A 17,289-nucleotide genomic window follows, 5' to 3' on the forward strand; every position below is an offset into this window, starting at 1 on the left:
GAGCGGACTCGACACTGCCGAAGGCTGCTCCCCCGAGCCGCTCCACAAAGACACTCAGGACAGGAAACGAAATGAAACGCATGGTCACGGCGGCTGCCGCCGCAGCACTCTTCGCGCTTGGCAGCGCGCACGCGCAGATGGCGATGCCCACGGCATCCACGCTGTACGGCGAGCTCGGCTACACCTTCATGAAGATCGATGCCGCGGGCACCAGCTTCCGGCCCGGCGCCGTCCGCGGCGTGCTGGGCTGGGAGGTCCACCCGATGGCCGCGATCGAGGTGATGGCCGCCTTCGGCGCCAACAAGGACGACAAGAACATCGTCGTCAACGGCGTCTCCACCAACGTGGACGCCGACCTGAAGACGATGTACGGCATCTTCATCAAGCCGCGCTACGTCATGAACCAGCTCGAGCTGTTCGGCCGCCTCGGATACGCCCACACGAAAGTGAAGGCGGAGTCGACCAACAACGGCCTGGTGAACGAGTCCCACAGCGACGATGACTTCGCGTGGGGCCTGGGCATCAACTACCGCTTCAACCCGCGGATGTACGTCGGGCTGGACTGGATGCGCTATTCCAACCAGAGCAACCACAAGGTCGACGGCCTGACGCTCGGCTTCGGCTACCACTTCTAGGCAAGCATGGCGGGCCGCGACGCGCGGCCCGCCAGCGCCTGCTCAGCTCCGCGCCAGCACCGGCGCCAGCACCTTGCCCGTGTGCGTTCCGAGCCGCACCACCTCCTCGGGCGGCGCGGCTGCGACCACCTTGCCGCCGGCGGAGCCGCCGTCCGGGCCGAGGTCGATGATCCAGTCGGCCTCGGCGATCACGTCGAGATCGTGCTCGATCACGACCACGCTGTGGCCACCGTCCACCAGCCGGTGCAGCACGCGAATGAGCTTCTCCACGTCGGCCATGTGCAGGCCCACGGTCGGCTCGTCCAGCACGTACAGCGTGTGGGGCGCCTTCTGGCCGCGGCGCGTGACGTCGTCGCGCACCTTGGACAGCTCCGTCACCAGCTTGATGCGCTGCGCCTCGCCGCCGGAAAGCGTCGGTGACGGCTGCCCCAGCGTGAGGTAGCCCAGGCCCACGTCGCGCAGCAGCTGCAGCGGATGGCTGATGTTGGTCATGGCCCCGAAGAACTCCACCGCCTCGTCCACTTCCATCTGCAGCACGTCGCCGATGTTCTTGCCGCGCCAGGTGACGGCCAGCGTCTCCGGGTTGAAGCGGGCGCCGCGGCAGGCCTCGCACGGCACCTTCACGTCGGGCAGGAAGCTCATCGCGATGGTGCGCACGCCCTGCCCCTCGCAGGTCGGGCAGCGGCCCTCGCCGGTGTTGAAGGAGAAGCGGCCCGGCCCGTAGCCGCGCGCGCGCGCCTCCAGCGTGTCCGCGAACAGCTTGCGGATGGTGTCCCAGAAGCCGATGTAGGTGGCGGGGCAGGAACGCGGCGTCTTGCCGATCGGCGTCTGGTCCACCTCCAGCACCCGGTCGACGGACTGGTAGCCGGCCAGCGACTTCGCGCCCACCCAGCGCGGCCGCTTGCCGGCGGCGTCGGCGTCGCGACCCGCCTTGGTCGAGCGCTGCTGCACCACCATCTGGACGTTGTGCAGCAGCACGTCGCGCGCCAGCGTCGACTTGCCGGACCCGGACACGCCGGTGACGACCACCAGGCGCTTGAGGGGCACGTCGATGGCGACGTCGTCCAGGTTGTGCAGGTTCGCACCCTCCAGGCGCAGGAACCCGGTGGGGCCGGCCTCGGGCTGCGGCAGCGCGCTGGCGATCTGCGCCAGCAGCGAGCGCGGCTTCTTGCCCTTGGTGATGGGCATCGGCGTCTCGGCCACCGGCAAGCCCAGCGGCGCGCGATGTGCCATCGGGTCGACGGCGCGGCGCGGCCGCAGCGGGTGCTTCATTGCGTGCAGCAGGTAGCGGCCGGTGAGCGAGTCCGGCGCCTGCGTGACCTCCTGCGCCGTGCCTTGCGCGACCACGCGGCCGCCGCGCTTGCCGGCGCCGGGACCGATGTCGATGATGTGGTCGGCGCGGCGGATCGTGTCCTCGTCGTGCTCCACCACGACGAGCGTGTTGCCCTTGTCACCCAGCTTGTGCAGCGCGTCCAGCAGGATCTGGTTGTCGCGTGCGTGCAGGCCGATCGTGGGCTCGTCCAGCACGTAGCAGACGCCCTGCAGGTTGGAGCCCAGCTGCGCGGCGAGGCGGATGCGCTGCGCCTCGCCGCCCGAGAGCGTGGGCGCGCCGCGGTCCAGCGTGAGGTAGCCCAGGCCCACTTCCTCCAGGAACTCGAGGCGCGAGCGGATCTCCGGAATCAGGTCGCGGGCGATACCCTGCTCGCGCGTGCTCAGCACGTCGCGCGTGGACAGCCCTTCGACCCAGGCCCGCACCTCGCGCACGGACAAGGCGGCGATGTCGGAGATCGGCGCGCGGTCGAACAGCACCGCGCGCGCCTGCGCGTTCAGGCGGGTCGCGTGGCAGGTGGGGCAGGCTTCGTCCGAGACGTCCTCCACCTCGACTTCGGCGAAGGTCTGTTCGCGGCCTTTGTCCTCGCCGTCGGCCAGCAGCGTGTCGTCCAGCGCCTTGCGCTGCTCGCGCGTCAGCTTCACGCCCGTGCCCACGCAGTCGGGGCACCAGCCATGCTTGCTGTTGTAGGAGAACAGGCGCGGGTCCAGCTCGGGGTAGCTGGTGGCGCAGACGGGGCAGGCGCGCAGCACGGAGAAGACCTCCACCTTGCCGATGCCCTCGTGCTTCGCCAGGCCCTTGCTGAAGGCCGTGCGCAGTTCGTCCAGCGGCGCGAGGACGTGCACCACACCCTTGCCGTGTTCGAGCGCCAGCGTCAGCTTCTCGCGCAGCAGCGCCTCGTTGGCGGGCGTCACGTCCAGGTCGCACACCGGCAGCTCGATGGTGTGTTCCTTGAAGCGGTCGATGCGCGGGAAGCCCGTGGTCGGCAGGAAGTTGCCGTCCACGCGCAGGTGCGTGTAGCCCCGCGGCCGCGCCCAGTCCGCCAGCTCCGTGTACACGCCCTTGCGGTTCACCACCAGCGGCGCCAGCAGCCCGACGTGCCGGCCGCGGTAGCGCTTCATGATCTGCGCGACGATGCTGTCCGGCGTCTGCGGCCGCACCTCGGCGCCGTCGTGCACGCAGTGCTGCAGGCCCAGCTTCACGTACAGCAGGCGCAGGAAGTGCCAGACCTCCGTCGTCGTGCCGACGGTGGACTTGCGCCCGCCACGCGACAGCCGCTGCTCGATGGCCACCGTCGGCGGGATGCCGTAGACCGCATCCACCTCCGGCCGGCCGGCCGGCTGCACGATCGAGCGCGCATAGGCGTTGAGCGATTCGAGATAACGCCGCTGGCCTTCGTTGAACAGGATGTCGAAGGCGAGCGTCGACTTGCCCGATCCCGATACGCCGGTGATCACGCTGAACTTGCCGTGCGGGATGTCGACGCTGAGGCTCTTGAGGTTGTGCTCCTTGGCGTTGACGATCTGGATCGCGTTGGGACGCGAATTGGGGTCAGATTCCAATTTCACCCGCGGCTCCGCCACGAACGTGCCCAGCGTCGCGTCGTACTCGCGCAGCGCCAGCGCCGTGTGTGAGGTGGGATGCAGCTTCACTTCCTCCGGCGGCCCTTCCGCCACCAGCAGGCCGCCGCCGTCGCCCCCCTCCGGCCCGAGGTCCACCAGCCAGTCGGCCGCGCGGATCACGTCCAGGTTGTGCTCGATCACGACCAGCGAGTTGCCGCCCTCCAGCAGCTTGCGCAGCGCGCGCATCAGCTTGGCGATGTCGTCGAAGTGCAGGCCCGTCGTCGGCTCGTCGAACATGAACAGCGTGCCCCTCTTGGCCACGCCTTGCCGGCTCTGCGTTCCGCCGCGCGCCGCCTCCGCCAGGAAGCCCGCCAGCTTCAGGCGCTGCGACTCCCCGCCCGACAGGGTCGGCACCGGTTGCCCCAGCTTCACGTACTCCAGCCCCACGTCGACGATGGGCTGGAGCGCGCGGATCACGTCGCGGTCGCTGGCGAACAGCGCCGCCGCCTCGCTCACCGTGAGCTCCAGCACGTCGGCGACGTTGAGCACGCGCGGCACCACCGCGCCGATGGCCTGCCGCTCGATGGTGACCTCCAGGATCTCGGGGCGGTAGCGCTTGCCGTCGCAATCGGGGCAGCGCAGGTACACGTCGGAGAGGAACTGCATCTCCACGTGCTCGTAGCCCGAGCCGCCGCAGGTCGGGCAGCGGCCGTCGCCCGAGTTGAAGGAGAACTTCGAGCCGGTGTAGCCGCGCTGCCTGGCCAGCGGCGACGTCGCGAAGATTTCGCGGATCGCGTCCCACGCCCCCACGTAGCTCACCGGGTTGGATCGCGCCGTCTTGCCGATCGGCGACTGGTCCACGAACACCACGTCGCCCAGGTGGTCCGCCCCCAGCAGGCGATCGTGCGCGCCCGGCGTTTCGGTGGAGCGGCCGAAGTGGCGCAGCAGCGCCGGCGCCAGGATGTCCTGCACCAGCGAGGACTTGCCCGAACCCGACACGCCGGTGACGACGACCAGGCGCTGCAGCGGGAACTCGATCGACAGGTCCCGCAGGTTGTGCTCGCGGGCGCCCTCCAGCACCAGGCGCGGCGTCGACTCCGTCACCGCCCGCTTGAACCCCATGCCGACATGCTTGCGCGCGCCGAGATAGGCGCCGGTGAGCGTGTCGGCGTTGCGCAGCGCGTCCACGGTGCCGTCGAACACGACCTGCCCGCCCTTCTCGCCGGGACCCGGCCCCATGTCGATGACCCGGTCGGCCGCGACCATCACCGCGGGATCGTGTTCCACGACCACCAGCGTGTTGCCGGCATCGCGCAGCCTGTGCATGGCCTGCGTGATGCGGCCCATGTCGCGCGGATGCAGGCCGATGCTGGGCTCGTCCAGCACGAACAAGGTGTTCACCAGCGAGGTGCCCAGCGCGGTGGTCAGGTTGATGCGCTGCACTTCGCCGCCCGACAGCGTGCGGCTCTGGCGGTCCAGCGTCAGGTAGCCGATGCCGACGTCGACGAGGTACTTCAGGCGCGTGTTGATCTCGTCGAACAGCAGCTTCAGCGCCTGGAGTTCGCCGGCACCGGCATGCGCCTCGGCCTCGGGTTCCACGCGGTCGAAGAAGCGGCGCAGCCGCTCGATGGGCAGCAGCATCAGGTCGTGCACGGTCAGGCCGGGCAGCGCTTCGAGCTGTTCGCGCGACCACTGCACGCCCACCGGCATGAAGCGTCGCGCCGGCTCCAGCGCCGCGTCGGCGTCTTCCTTGCTGCCCAGGCGCCACAGCAGCGACTCGGTCTTCAGGCGGGCGCCGCCGCAGGCCTCGCACGGGGTGTAGCTGCGGTACTTGGACAGCAGCACCCGGATGTGCATCTTGTAGGCCTTGCTCTCCAGGTACTGGAAGAAGCGCTTGACGCCGTACCACTGGCGGTTCCAGTTGCCCTCGCGGTAGTTGGGCGCGCCGTGGATCACCCAGTTCTTCTGCTCCTGCGTGAGCTTGGACCAGGGCGTGTCGCGCGGGATGCCCGCCGACTCCGCGTACTTCATCATGTCGTCCTGGTTCTCGGCCCAGGCCGGCGTCTGGAAGGTCTTCACGGCGCCGGCGCGCAGCGTGAGCTTGTCGTTCGGGATCACCAGCCCGTAGTCGACGCCGATCACGCGTCCGAAGCCGCGGCAAACCTCGCAGGCCCCCACCGGCGAGTTGAAGGAGAACATCGAAGGCACCGGGTCCGTGTAGCGGATGTCGGACTCGGGACAGTGCAGGCCGGTGGAGAACTTCCACACTTCCTGCTCGCTCCGCCCCTGGGGGAGGGCCGGGTCGGGGGCATCGCCCGCATAGACCGCCAGGCGTCCGGCTCCGCGCTTGAGCGCCACCTCGATCGCCTCGATCGCGCGCACCTTCTCCACGCCCTGGATGCGGAAGCGGTCCGCCACCACGTCGAGGATCTTGCGCGGCCCGGTGACCGTGGCGACTTCGCGCTCCGCCTGCACCCGGGTGAAGCCGCTGGCGGCCAGCCACTGCTCCACTTCCTCGGCGCTGGTGCCGCCGGGGAGCTCCACCGGGAAGGTCACGACCAGCCGCGGATCGCCCTCCCTGGTGCGCTCCATCAGCTGCTCGTAGATGGTCTCCGGCGTGTCGTGCCGCACCTGCAGCGCGGTCTGCCGGTCGAACAGCTGCGCGGCGCGCGCGAACAGCAGCTTCAGGTGGTCGTTCAGCTCCGTCATCGTGCCGACGGTGGAGCGCGAGGACCGCACGGGATTCGTCTGGTCGATGGCGATCGCCGGCGGCACGCCTTCGACGCGGTCGACGGCGGGCTTGTCCATGCGCTCCAGGAACTGCCGCGCATAGGCGGAGAAAGTCTCCACGTAGCGGCGCTGGCCTTCGGCGTAGAGGGTGTCGAACACGAGGCTGGACTTGCCGGAGCCGCTGGGACCGGTGACGACCGTCAGCTCGCCGGTCCGCAGGTCGATGTCGATGTTCTTGAGGTTGTGCTGTCGGGCGCCGCGGATGCGGATCGAGCCTTGGGACATGGAGAGGGGGCCTTCCGGGAACGAGGCCCAAGATTCTAGGGACGCGACCCGGATCGTGCCGGCGCGCTGGGCCTTATCCCTGTCCTACGACGGCAATCGGCGCTGTCCTACACCCGAAATCGGGGGCGGCCACCTATCTTGCGGCACCCCTAGCCCCGGACGCCCCCCATGGCCGCATGGACCAGCTGGCTCAACAGCCCCTTCGAATGGCAGTTCCGCGCGCCCCCGGCCGGGGTGGAGAGCATTCGCGGCCAGCTGCTCGCGGTGCTGGAAGACTGTGAAGGCACCGAAGTCGACCGCGTGCGGTGGCGCCTGCACATGGCGGAAAGGGCGCAGGAGCTCTGGCTTCTGCGCGACGCCGTGTTCCAGGTGGTCTCCAGCCAGCATTGCCAGGCCCAGGCCATCGAGCGCATCGACGCGCTGGTCCCCGCTTTCCGCCAGGTGTTGCCCGCAGAACTCGTGGGCACGACTTAGTACGCACTTCTTACGGGGTAACACCTTAGCGCACGGCTGAGTAGGCGCCTACACTGGGTCCGGGTGCGCTTCCGCGTGCCCTGGAGGAGGACGTCGTGAAGAGACTTATCGTGGCCGCGCTCGCCGCGCTGGCGCCTGCCTGGGCGCTGTCCCAGATCGTCATCGGCCAGACCGCCGGCATCTCCGGCATCGTCGCGGCGGGGGTGAAGGAAACCACCGACGGCGCCCGGCTGTGGCTCGACCACGTCAACGCCAAGGGCGGGGTGAACGGGCAGAAGATCGAGCTGGTCTCCATGGACGACAAGTTCGATCCCAAGATCGCCGCCGCGAATGCCAAAGTTCTCATCGAGGAGAAGAACGTCACCGCGCTGTTCCTGTGCCGGGGCACCCCGCACAGCGAGGCGATGGTGCCGCTGCTGGAACAGTACGGCGTTCCGCTGATCGCTCCCTCCACCGGTGCCATGTCGCTGCACAACCCGGTGAAGAAGTACGTGTTCAACGTGCGTGCCACCTACCAGCGCGAGGCCGAGAAGGCCGTCACCCACCTGCACACGCTGGGCGTGAGCCGCATCGCGGTGATCTACGCGGACGACTCCTTCGGCAAGGATGGCCTGGAAGGCGCGCAGAAGGGCTTCGGGAAGGCCGGCTTCCAGCCGCTGGCCGTGATCAAGGCCGACCGGCTGAAGCCCGACTTCGGCACCATCATTCCCGCGGTCACGGCCAAGGATGCGCAGGCCATCGTCTGGATCGCGTCCGGCAATGCGGTGGCCGACGGCGTGAAGGCGCTGCGCGCCGCGAAGTCGGCGGCGCAGGTGGTGACCCTGTCCAACAACGCGTCGAGCGGCTTCGTGAAGAGCCTGGGCGACAGCGCGCGCGGCGTGATCGTCACGCAGGTCTTCCCGTACGAGCGCTCGTATGCCTACGGCTTCATCAAGGAAGCCATGGCCCTGGCCAAGCCGAAGAACGTCGAGCTCACCCCGGCCATGCTGGAAGGCTACGCTGCGGCCAAGGTGCTGGTCGAAGGCCTGCGCCGCGCCGGCCCCAGCCCGACCCGCGCCAAGCTGCAGGCCGCGCTGGAGAACATGCGCAGCTACGACCTCGGCGGGCTGGAAGTGAGCTACGGTCCCGAGGACCACACCGGCCTCGACTTCGCCGACCTGTCGATCATCGGGCAGGACGGGAAGTTCAAGCGCTAGGCCTGGCGCCGCCCTGGAATGTCCCCCGGGCTCGCCCCGGGATCCATGCGGCGCCTGACAGGGAGGCCCAGGGATGGCGGGTCACGCCCGCAAGGACAGGCAAAGGCTCAGTGCTTCGCGTCCGAAGCCGCGCTGCCCGGCGCGGCGGCCTCCATGCCGTGCTTCTCGCCGCCCATGTCGACCTTGTCGCCGGCCTGGAAGAGGACGAAGAGCGTGAGGGCGGCGAACACGGCGAAGCCGATGGCGAGTTTCCACATGGGGTTGTCTCCTGGGATGCTGGGGCACGACTCTGCGCGGTGCCTCTGACCCCGCCCTGACGCGCCGCCAACGCTGGCTTACGGCCGGCGCACCTGCCCCGTCGGCAGCACCGCGGCCTGCTCCCAGGCGCCGGAGGCGAACCAGTCCCTGCCTTCCAGGTAGTCGCGCAACATGGGCAGGCCGTCGAAGCCCCAGAACAGGCGGCCGTCCACCTCGCAGGTCGGGACACCGAACAGGCCGCGTGCGATGGCGGCCTCGGTGTTGGACTTCAGTTCCGCCTTCACTTCCTCCGACGCCGGATCGCGTTGCGGCTGCAGCTGCGCCCGCAAGGCCGCGAGCCGCTGCGCGTCCGCGGCGTCGGCACCGCCGCGCCATGCGTGGCGGAACACGGATTCCGCAACGAAGCGGTTCACCAGTCCGTCGCGGCCGCACGCGAGCGCCAGCCGCAGCAGCGCGAGCGGGTTGAACGGATGCGCCGCCGGCAACTGCAGCGGGATGCCGTGCGCGTTCGCGAGCCACAGCACCTGCCGGTAGGTCCAGTCGCGCTTGGGCGCGATCTCCGCCGGTCCGAGCTGGCCGTGGTGCTTGAGCAGGCCCGCGAACAGCACCGGCCGGTAGTCCACGCGGTAGCTCAGGCCCTTCAAGGCCTCGGGCAGCTTCTCGAACGCGAGATAGGCGTAGGGAGAGATGACGTCGAAGTGGAAGGTGATGTGCTTCATGCCGCCGCCCTCTGCACCAGCCGCGCCCAGACGACGCGCCGCTCCTCTTCCGAGGCCATGCCCCAGGCCGCGATCTCCTCCAGCGTGCGGAAGCACCCTTCGCACAGCCCGGTCACCGCGTCCATGCGGCACACCGAGATGCACGGCGAGGGCACGCGCGGCTCCTCGTCCAGCGCCGCCGCGCGTTCGAGCAGGAGCTCGCGCGCGCTGTTCATGCTTGCGGCGGCGGCTGCACCACGTCCGCCACCGGCGCGCCGGTGAGCTTCTCCAGGTCCTGCGGCCGCAGCTTGAACACGCCGTGCGGATGGCCCGCCGCGGCCCAGATCTCCTCGAAGCGGAACAGCTCGCGGTCGATCAGCGTGACCGGGGCCTGGGCATGCGCAATGGGCGACACGCCGCCGATCGAGAACCCGGTCTTCGTCTTGACGAACTCCGCATCCGCCCGCCCGGTCTTGCCGACGATCGCATCGACCTTCTTCTCGTCCACGCGCCGGTCGCCGGAGGTGATCACGAGCACGGCCGCATCGTCGGCCTTGCGCCGGAAGATGATGCTCTTGGCGATCTGGCCCACGGCGATGCCCAGCGCATCGGCCGCCTGCTGCGCGGTGCGCGCGGCATCGTCCAGCATCACGGGACCGTGGGGATGCCCCGCGTCCTGCAGGGCGCGCGCGACGCGCTGCACGCCTTCGGGCAGCGCGTTCAGCTCGGCACCGCACATGCTTCGTTGTTCCTCTTGTTCAGGATGGCCGTGGCGGCGCGCGAGTTCGGCTTGCGCTGGAGGTAGTCGCTGATGTACTTGCCGGCGTCGATCAGCTGGTCGAGATCGATCCCGGTGTCTATGCCCATGCCGTGCAGCATGTAGACCACGTCCTCGGTCGCGACGTTGCCGGTCGCGCCTTTCGCGTACGGGCAGCCGCCCAGGCCGGCGACCGAGGTGTCGTACTGCCAGATGCCCATTTCCAGGGTGGCCATGGTGTTGACCAGGGCCTGGCCGTAGGTGTCGTGGAAGTGGCCGGAGACATCGTCCAGCGCGTAGTGCTTCAGCGCCGCCTCCATCGCGGCCTGCACCTTGCGCGGCGTGCCGACCCCGATGGTGTCGGCGACGCCGACGTGCTGCACGCCGATCTGCTTCATCAGGCGCGCCACCAGCTCCACGCCTTGCGGGCTCACCTCGCCCTGGTAAGGGCAGCCGACGGCGACCGAGATCGCGCCGCGCACGTAGATGTCCTTGGCGCGCGCGGCTTCGACCACGGGCGCGAAGCGCTCGATGCTCTCGGCGATGGAGCAGTTGATGTTGCGCTGGCTGAAGGCCTCGCTGGCGGCGCCGAAGACGACGATCTCGTCGGGGTCGGACGCGATCGCCGCCTCGAAGCCCTTCATGTTGGGCACCAGCACCGAGTAGCGCACGCCCGGGCGGCGGCGGATGCCCGCCATCACCTCGGCGTTGTCCGCCATCTGGGGCACCCATCTGGGCGAGACGAAGCTGGTGACCTCGATCTCCTTCAACCCCGCGTCCTGCAGGCGGTGCACGAGCTCGATCTTCACCGCGGCCGGCACCGGCTGCTTCTCGTTCTGCAAGCCATCGCGCGGTCCGACGTCGACGAGCTTGACTCTGCTGGGATATTTCATGGGCGTGACCTCAAGGTGTTCCCTGTCCTTCTCCGCGCGGCGGCGCGTGGATCCAAGCACTTCAGGGAAGCCGCCGGCGACCTCCTGAAGTGAAGCTGTTTAGTATCCTCTCTGCCGGTCAACCACGCCGGCGATGGGTTCTCCCGTTGCCAGCGCGCGGATCTTGCGGGCGATCTGGGCGATGCTTTCCTCGCGCAGCGTGCGGGCCGACGTGTGCGGCGTCACGACGATCTTCGGGTGCTTCCAGAACGGATGCCCGGGCGGCAACGGCTCCGTGCGGAACACGTCCAGCGCCGCGCCGGCGAGATGACCGCTGTCGAGCAATGCGATCAGGTCGGCGTCGACCAGGTGGGCGCCGCGCGCAACGTTGATCACGTAGCCGCCGGGAAGCAGCCGGCCCAGCGTGCGGCGGTCCAGGAGGTTTTCCGTGTCCGGCGTCAGCGGCAGCAGGTTGACCAGCACGCGGGTGCCCGCGAGAAAGGCGTCCAGTTCGCCGCTGCCGGCAAAGCAGGTAAGGCCGTCGAGCTCCTTGCGCGTGCGGCTCCATCCGCGCACCGGGAACTCGAAACTCGCCAGCGCGCGCGCCACGCGCTGGCCAAGCACGCCCAGCCCCAGCACGCCGACCGGGAAGTCCGCGCGCAGGCGCGGCTTGCGGAAGCCCCACTTGCCCGCGGCGGCATCGCGCTCGTATCCATCCAGCTCGCGGAAATGCCGGATCACCGCATGGCACACGAACTCCGCCATCTGCACCGACATGCCCGCGTCGTCGAGGCGCACCACGAGCGCGTCCGGCGGCAGGCGCAGCTTCATCAGGGCGTCGACGCCGGCGCCGATGTTGAAGATGCCTTTCAGTCCACGCTGCTCGTCCAGGAAAGCCTGCGGCGGTGCCCACACCACCGCGTGGTCGGCCTGCGGCGCGCCCGGCTGCCATTCCGTGACTTCCGCACCGGGCAGCGCCGAGCGCAACCCTTCGATCCAGGGAGCGGTCTTCGTGTCCGAGCAGCAGACGGTGATGCGCATGGTCCCTATTGTGCGGGAGCCCGGCCGGTGACAAGCTGCGCCGGCCGTTCCAAAAAAGGAGACAAACCGTGACCCGACTTCCCTTGCGCGCCGCCTGGCTGGCGCTCACCGGCCTGCTGCTCGCCGCCGCGCAGGCCTTCGCCGCCGACTATCCAGCGCCCCGACAAGGCAGCTGGGTGGTGAAGGACTTCAGGTTCCAGAACGGGCAGGTGCTGCCGGAGCTGAAGCTCGGGTACAGCACGGTGGGCGAGCCGACCGGCGAACCGGTGCTGGTGCTGCACGGCACGACCGGCTCGGCGGCCAGCATGCTGACGCCCGGCTATGCGGGCGAGCTGTTCGCCGCCGGCCAGCCGCTGGATGCCGGCAAGTACTTCATCATCCTGCCCGACGCGATCGGCACCGGCCGCTCCAGCAAGCCGTCCGACGGGCTGCGCACGAACTTCCCGAAGTACAGCTACGAGGACATGGTGGAGGCGCAGTACCGCCTGGTGCGCGAGCACCTCGGCGTGAAGCACCTGCGGCTGGTGACCGGCAACTCCATGGGCGGCATGCAGACCTGGATCTGGGCGCAGCGCTACCCCGGCTTCATGGACGTGGCGGTGCCCATGGCCTCGCTGCCGACGCCCATGTCGGGCCGCAACTGGATGCTGCGCCGCCTGCTGGTGCAGTCGATCAAGGCGGACCCGGCCTGGAACAACGGCAACTACACGGCGCAGCCGCCCAGCCTGCAGCTCGCTTCGGTGTTCTTTGCCACGGCCACCAGCGGCGGCAACCACTCGTACATGAAGGCGGGCCCGGACCGGCAGAAGGCCGACGCGGCGCTGGACGCCAGGTTGAAGCCCGGCGCGTTCAACGGCGACGCCAACGACCACATCTACCAGTGGGAGTCCTCGGCCGACTACAACCCCTCGATCGGGCTGGAGAAGATCAGCGCCAGCCTGCTGGCCATCAATGCCGCCGACGACGAGCGCAATCCCATCGAGCTGGGCATCCTCGAGCGCGAGATCAGGCGCGTGAAGAACGGCCGCGCCTACGTCATTCCGGCCAGCGAGCAGACCCTGGGGCATGGGACGACGGGGCAGGCGCGGTTCTACAAGGAACAACTGGATGCCGTGTTGAAGTCGGCGCCGCGGCTGGGGATGTGAGGAGAACCGGATGCATGGCATGCCGGGCTCGACCCGGCACGCCATGCCCTTCGGCTACGCCGCCAGCTTCAGCAGCTCCGCTCCTTCCGCCACCTGGTCCCCGGGCGCGTAAAGCAGTTCCTGCACCGTTCCGTCGGCCGGGGCGGCGATGGTGTGCTCCATCTTCATGGCTTCCATCACGGCGAGCGGCTGGCCCTTGGTGACCTGGTCGCCGGCCTTGACGGAGAAGGACACCACCTTGCCCGGCATGGGCGCCGTGAGCCGTCCGCCTTCCCCGGCGGCGTCGCCGGCATGCGCGAGCAGGTCGATCGACACGATCTGCGTCGCGCCGTCGGCGGTGAAGACGTGGTCCGCCTCGCCCAGCGTGTAGACCACCGCCCGCGCATGGCGCTCGCCGTAGCGCAACGCGATCGCCTCGTCCACGGGCCGGAACGCGAGCGGCGCGGCGGCACCGTTGATCGCGAGCACCAGGCCGCCATCGTGCAGCGTGGTGAGTTCCGCCTTCGTGTGCTGGCCCGCGAAGTCGAACTCCAGGCGGCGCGTGGCCACGCCGTGCGAGCGCCAGGCGTCGCGCCGGCTGAAGGGGTCGTCCCCTGAGGCGGCGCGTTCGTCGATGAGCGTCTTGGCCACGGCGGCGGCGGCCGCGAGCTCCAGCCCGACGGGCTGCTGATGGAACAGGACCGCCGCCTCGCGCTGGATCAGCGCGGTGTCGAGATCGGCCTGCGCGAAGGAACGGCTCTTCACCACGTGCCGCAGGAACTGCACGTTGGTCGCGAGTCCGACGATGTGCGTCGCTGCCAGCGCCGCGTCCAGGCGGGCCAGGGCTTCCTCGCGGGTGGCGCCGTGCACGATCAGCTTGGCGATCATGGAGTCGTAGAAGGGCGAGATCGCGTCGCCTTCGCGCACGCCGTCGTCGATGCGCGTCGCGCCGCGCTGGAAGGCGGCGGCCGCCGGCTTGCGGTACACGTGCAGCGTGCCGGTCGCCGGCAGGAAGTTGTTGTCCGGGTTCTCGGCGCAGATCCGCGCCTCGATCGCATGGCCCTGGATGCGCAGGTCCGCCTGCTGCAGGGGCAGCGGCTCGCCGGCCGCCACGCGCAGCTGCCACTCCACCAGGTCCAGCCCGGTGATCGCTTCCGTCACCGGGTGCTCCACCTGCAGCCGCGTGTTCATCTCCATGAAGAAGAAGTCCATCTCGCCGCCGCGCTGCTCCACGATGAACTCCACCGTGCCGGCGCCCACGTAGTTCACGGCGCGCGCGGCCGCCACCGCCGCCTCGCCCATGCGGCGGCGCATGGCCGGCGTCATGCCGGGCGCGGGCGCCTCCTCGAGCACCTTCTGGTGCCGGCGCTGCACCGAGCAGTCGCGCTCGAACAGGTAGACGCAGTTGCCCTGCGTGTCGCCGAACACCTGGATCTCGATGTGGCGCGGGCGGGTCACGTACTTCTCCACCAGCACCGCCTCGTCGCCGAAGCTGTTGCGCGCTTCGCGCTGGCAGGACGCGAGTGCCGGCAGGAAGTCCTCCGCCTTTTCGACGGCGCGCATGCCCTTGCCGCCGCCGCCGGCGCTGGCCTTGATCAGCACCGGGTAGCCGATGCGGTCGGCTTCGCGCTGCAGCAATTGCGGGTCCTGGTCGGCCCCGTGGTAGCCGGGCACCAGCGGCACGCCCGCCTTCTCCATCAGCTGCTTGGACTCGGCCTTGAGCCCCATGGCCTGGATGGCGGCGGCGGGCGGGCCGATGAAGACCAGGCCGGCCTGCGCGCAGGCCGCGGCAAAGGCTTCGTTCTCGCTGAGGAAGCCGTAGCCGGGATGGATCGCCTGCGCTCCGGTGGCCTTCGCCGCCTCGATGATGCGCTCCCAGCGCAGGTAGCTGTCCTTGGGCGCGCTGCCGCCGATGGCCACCGCTTCGTCGCAGGCGTGCACGTGCTTGGCGCCGGCGTCCGCTTCGGAATACACGGCGACGGTGCGGATGGCCATGCGCCTGGCAGTTGCAGCGACCCGGCAGGCGATTTCGCCGCGGTTCGCAATCAGGATCTTCTTAAACATGCCGCGCCCCCCGCGGCTCATCGCCTGCGCACGCTGGCGCGTGCCACGCGATATGGTGTGTGCTCACATGCGCGTGCGCATATGAGCGCACCCCCGCGCTGACGCGCGCGCCGCGGTTCGCAATCAGGATCTTCTTGAACATCAGCCCAATTCCCGCGGCATGGGCCGCCCGTTGAAGAATTCACGCAGCCCGCGCAGCACCTTGCGCAGGAACTTGACCAGCACCACCATCAGGATGACGGCCAGCACGATGCTGACGATCAGCAGGATCGCGAAGGCCACCGGGTGCGCGGCCGACAGCCACATCATGAACACGACGAAGCCGTCCTCGGCCAGCGACACCGCCATGTTGGAGAAGGGCTCGGGCGAGGTGTTCACCGCCGCCCGCGTGGTCATCTTGGCGGCATGGCTGGTCGCCGCCAGTCCTCCCCCCAGCAAAGCGCCGATCAGGGTCATGGCCTGGCTGTCCGCACCCAGCGCGCCCGCGGCGAGCGCGGCGCCGGCGGGGATGCGGATCACCGTGTGGATCGCATCCCAGATCGAGTCCACGAAAGGGATCTTGTCGGCGAAGAACTCCACGAACAGCATGAAGCCGCTGGCGCCCAGCACCGCCGGGTGCTGCAGGATGTGCAGCCCTTGCGGCAGGGTCACCCACCCCATCCAGCCGGCGATGCCGGTGAGGAACACGGCGGCGTAAAGACGGAAGCCGCTTGCCCAGCCCAGCGCCGCCGCGAGGGCCAGCAGCTGCGGCGTGTCGACGAGGTGGCCCAGCGCGTCCATGTCAGAGCAACCAGTTGGGTTTGCGTCTGCCCAGGAAAGACTGCACGCCTTCGCGGCCTTCGTCGCTCGCCCGGATGTCGGCGATGCCTTCCACCGTGCGGCGCACCAGGCCGGCCGTGATCTCGTGGCCGGCCACGTCGTGCAGCAGCTTCTTGCAGGCCTTGACGGCTTCCGGGCCGGCGCTCACCAGCGACTGCGCGAGGTTCGCCACCGCGGCGTCGAGTTCCTCCGCCTTCACCACCTGGTGCACGAACCCGATCCGCAGCGCCTCCTCGGCGCCGAAGCGTTCGGCGGTCAGGAAGTAGCGGTGCGCGGCGCGCGCGCCCATGGCGCGGATCACGTAAGGGCTGATGGTCGCGGGGATCAGCCCCAGCTTCACCTCGCTCAGGCAGAACTGCGCCGTGTCCACGCTCACGGCCATGTCGCAGGCCGCGACCAGGCCCATGCCGCCGGCGTACGTGTCGCCCTGCACCCGCGCGATGGTGGGCTTGGGGCAGTGGTACAGCACCTCCAGCATGCGCGCCAGGCCCATGGCGTCCTCGAGGTTTTCCTCGCGCTTGTAGTCGGCCATGCGCTTCATCCAGTTCAGGTCGGCACCGGCGCAGAAGGCGCTGCCGTTGCCCGCCAGCACGACGCAGCGGACTTCCGGCCGCTTGGCCAGTTCCCCGAACACGGCCGCCAGTTCCGCGATGACCTCGTCGTTGAAGGCGTTGCGCACCTCCGGCCGGTTCAGCGTGACGGTCTCCACGCCGCGTTCGAAGTTCAGGGTCAGGTGTTTCATCTCAGTTTTCCTTGCGCGGCAGCGGCGGCAGGCTCGCCTGCGTCACGCGTTTTTCGAAGAAGGGCTGCAGCACAGGCGGCAGCTGCCGGGCCCAGGCGATGGCCTCGTCGTCACCGGCGAAGGCGCTCACCGGGACAAACACGCGAACCATGCCGAAGTCGTTGGTGGCCATGCGTGCGTAGTACACCTCGTAGAAGGCGCCCCTGGTGTCCACCTTGCGCGCCCTCGCCCACTCCCTGGCCTGCGCATAGAAGGGATCGGCGTCGCTGGTCAGGTGCGAGCGCATCCTGCGCACCGTCAGGCACTGCGGCCGCTTCAGGTCGTTGCCGAAATCGTCGCGCAGCAGCGGCTCGCCGGCCTTGCAGATGTCGTCGGTCCACCACCCCACCGGCGTGCTGTCCACGGGAAGGCGCAGGACGACGCCGGAGCGGATGCGGCCCTGCTGCGTGTCCATGGCGTAGACCGTGTAGTGCGAGGAGCGGCGCTCGCTGCCGCTGCCGCCGCGCGAGCGGATGGCCCCCTCGCCGCGTGCGATCGCCGTCCAGTCGCCCGGTGGCAGCACCAGGGTGCGGGCGCCCCAGCTCAGCTGGTGGTCGGCGACCGGCGCGGGCAGGGCCACCGTCGGCGCATCGGTCGCCGAGGCCGCGGCGGCCCCCAGGACCAGCAGGGGGATCAAGGCACGAAAACACAAGCGCATGCAGT

At 69.5% G+C, this 17,289-nt stretch carries 15 protein-coding genes; 4 read left to right on the forward strand and 11 right to left on the reverse strand.

Going from position 1 to position 17,289, the window contains the following annotated elements; genetic code table 11:
- Positions 1-71 precede the first annotated feature (71 nt).
- The gene (locus AC3EGR_RS12470) at positions 72-635 is read left to right on the forward strand and encodes a porin family protein (protein ID WP_488546801.1); all 564 of its coding nucleotides are present in this window, start codon (positions 72-74) and stop codon (positions 633-635) included.
- Between the two features lie 42 nt (positions 636-677).
- Here the strand turns inward: AC3EGR_RS12470 and uvrA are convergent, their stop codons facing one another.
- The gene (uvrA, locus tag AC3EGR_RS12475) at positions 678-6,542 is read right to left on the reverse strand and encodes an excinuclease ABC subunit UvrA (RefSeq protein WP_488546802.1); all 5,865 of its coding nucleotides are present in this window, start codon (positions 6,540-6,542) and stop codon (positions 678-680) included.
- A 168-nt stretch (positions 6,543-6,710) separates the two neighbouring features.
- Here uvrA and AC3EGR_RS12480 point away from each other — a divergent pair, with 168 nt between their 5' ends.
- Positions 6,711-7,016 carry a hypothetical protein gene (locus AC3EGR_RS12480; protein WP_488546803.1) on the forward strand — a complete coding sequence of 102 codons (306 nt, stop codon included), beginning with the start codon at positions 6,711-6,713 and terminating at the stop codon, positions 7,014-7,016.
- Positions 7,017-7,111: 95 nt separating this feature from the next.
- Positions 7,112-8,212: an ABC transporter substrate-binding protein gene (locus AC3EGR_RS12485; protein ID WP_488546804.1), complete on the forward strand. Its 1,101-nt coding sequence runs from the start codon at positions 7,112-7,114 to the stop codon at positions 8,210-8,212.
- Between the two features lie 107 nt (positions 8,213-8,319).
- Here the strand turns inward: AC3EGR_RS12485 and AC3EGR_RS12490 are convergent, their stop codons facing one another.
- From AC3EGR_RS12490 to AC3EGR_RS12515, 6 genes are all read right to left on the reverse strand, one after another.
- The gene (locus AC3EGR_RS12490; protein WP_488546805.1) at positions 8,320-8,469 is read right to left on the reverse strand and encodes a hypothetical protein; all 150 of its coding nucleotides are present in this window, start codon (positions 8,467-8,469) and stop codon (positions 8,320-8,322) included.
- A gap of 78 nt (positions 8,470-8,547) precedes the next feature.
- Complete coding sequence (locus tag AC3EGR_RS12495; RefSeq protein WP_488546806.1) at positions 8,548-9,189, reverse strand: 2-hydroxychromene-2-carboxylate isomerase; 642 nt, start codon at positions 9,187-9,189, stop codon at positions 8,548-8,550.
- Entirely contained in the window at positions 9,186-9,404 is a 219-nt protein-coding gene (locus AC3EGR_RS12500; RefSeq protein WP_488546807.1) for a DUF1289 domain-containing protein, read from the reverse strand. The genes AC3EGR_RS12495 and AC3EGR_RS12500 overlap by 4 nt, the downstream gene beginning before the upstream one ends.
- Positions 9,401-9,907, reverse strand: coding sequence for a YbaK/EbsC family protein (locus AC3EGR_RS12505; RefSeq protein WP_488546808.1), 507 nt, complete (start codon positions 9,905-9,907; stop codon positions 9,401-9,403). Before AC3EGR_RS12505 ends, AC3EGR_RS12500 begins: the two co-directional genes overlap by 4 nt.
- The gene (locus AC3EGR_RS12510; RefSeq protein ID WP_488546809.1) at positions 9,889-10,818 is read right to left on the reverse strand and encodes a hydroxymethylglutaryl-CoA lyase; all 930 of its coding nucleotides are present in this window, start codon (positions 10,816-10,818) and stop codon (positions 9,889-9,891) included. The genes AC3EGR_RS12505 and AC3EGR_RS12510 overlap by 19 nt, the downstream gene beginning before the upstream one ends.
- Before the next feature lie 99 nt (positions 10,819-10,917).
- Positions 10,918-11,838: a 2-hydroxyacid dehydrogenase gene (locus AC3EGR_RS12515; RefSeq protein WP_488546810.1), complete on the reverse strand. Its 921-nt coding sequence runs from the start codon at positions 11,836-11,838 to the stop codon at positions 10,918-10,920.
- Positions 11,839-11,906: 68 nt separating this feature from the next.
- On the opposite strand from AC3EGR_RS12515, the gene AC3EGR_RS12520 reads away from it, so the two are divergent.
- Positions 11,907-12,983, forward strand: a complete 1,077-nt coding sequence (locus tag AC3EGR_RS12520) for an alpha/beta fold hydrolase (protein WP_488546811.1) — start codon at positions 11,907-11,909, stop codon at positions 12,981-12,983.
- A gap of 54 nt (positions 12,984-13,037) precedes the next feature.
- On the opposite strand, the gene AC3EGR_RS12525 is transcribed toward AC3EGR_RS12520, so the two are convergent.
- From AC3EGR_RS12525 to AC3EGR_RS12540, 4 genes are all read right to left on the reverse strand, one after another.
- Positions 13,038-15,026 (reverse strand): acetyl/propionyl/methylcrotonyl-CoA carboxylase subunit alpha, encoded by a 1,989-nt coding sequence (locus AC3EGR_RS12525; RefSeq protein ID WP_488546812.1) that lies wholly within the window; start codon positions 15,024-15,026, stop codon positions 13,038-13,040.
- A gap of 141 nt (positions 15,027-15,167) precedes the next feature.
- Entirely contained in the window at positions 15,168-15,806 is a 639-nt protein-coding gene (locus tag AC3EGR_RS12530) for a DUF4126 domain-containing protein (RefSeq protein WP_488546813.1), read from the reverse strand.
- A gap of 1 nt (position 15,807) precedes the next feature.
- Complete coding sequence (locus AC3EGR_RS12535) at positions 15,808-16,587, reverse strand: enoyl-CoA hydratase/isomerase family protein (protein ID WP_488546814.1); 780 nt, start codon at positions 16,585-16,587, stop codon at positions 15,808-15,810.
- Between the two features lies 1 nt (position 16,588).
- Complete coding sequence (locus AC3EGR_RS12540) at positions 16,589-17,284, reverse strand: hypothetical protein (protein ID WP_488546815.1); 696 nt, start codon at positions 17,282-17,284, stop codon at positions 16,589-16,591.
- Between the last annotated feature and the right edge of the window lie 5 nt (positions 17,285-17,289).

It is taken from the genome of Ramlibacter sp. G4-7 (assembly GCF_057784995.1).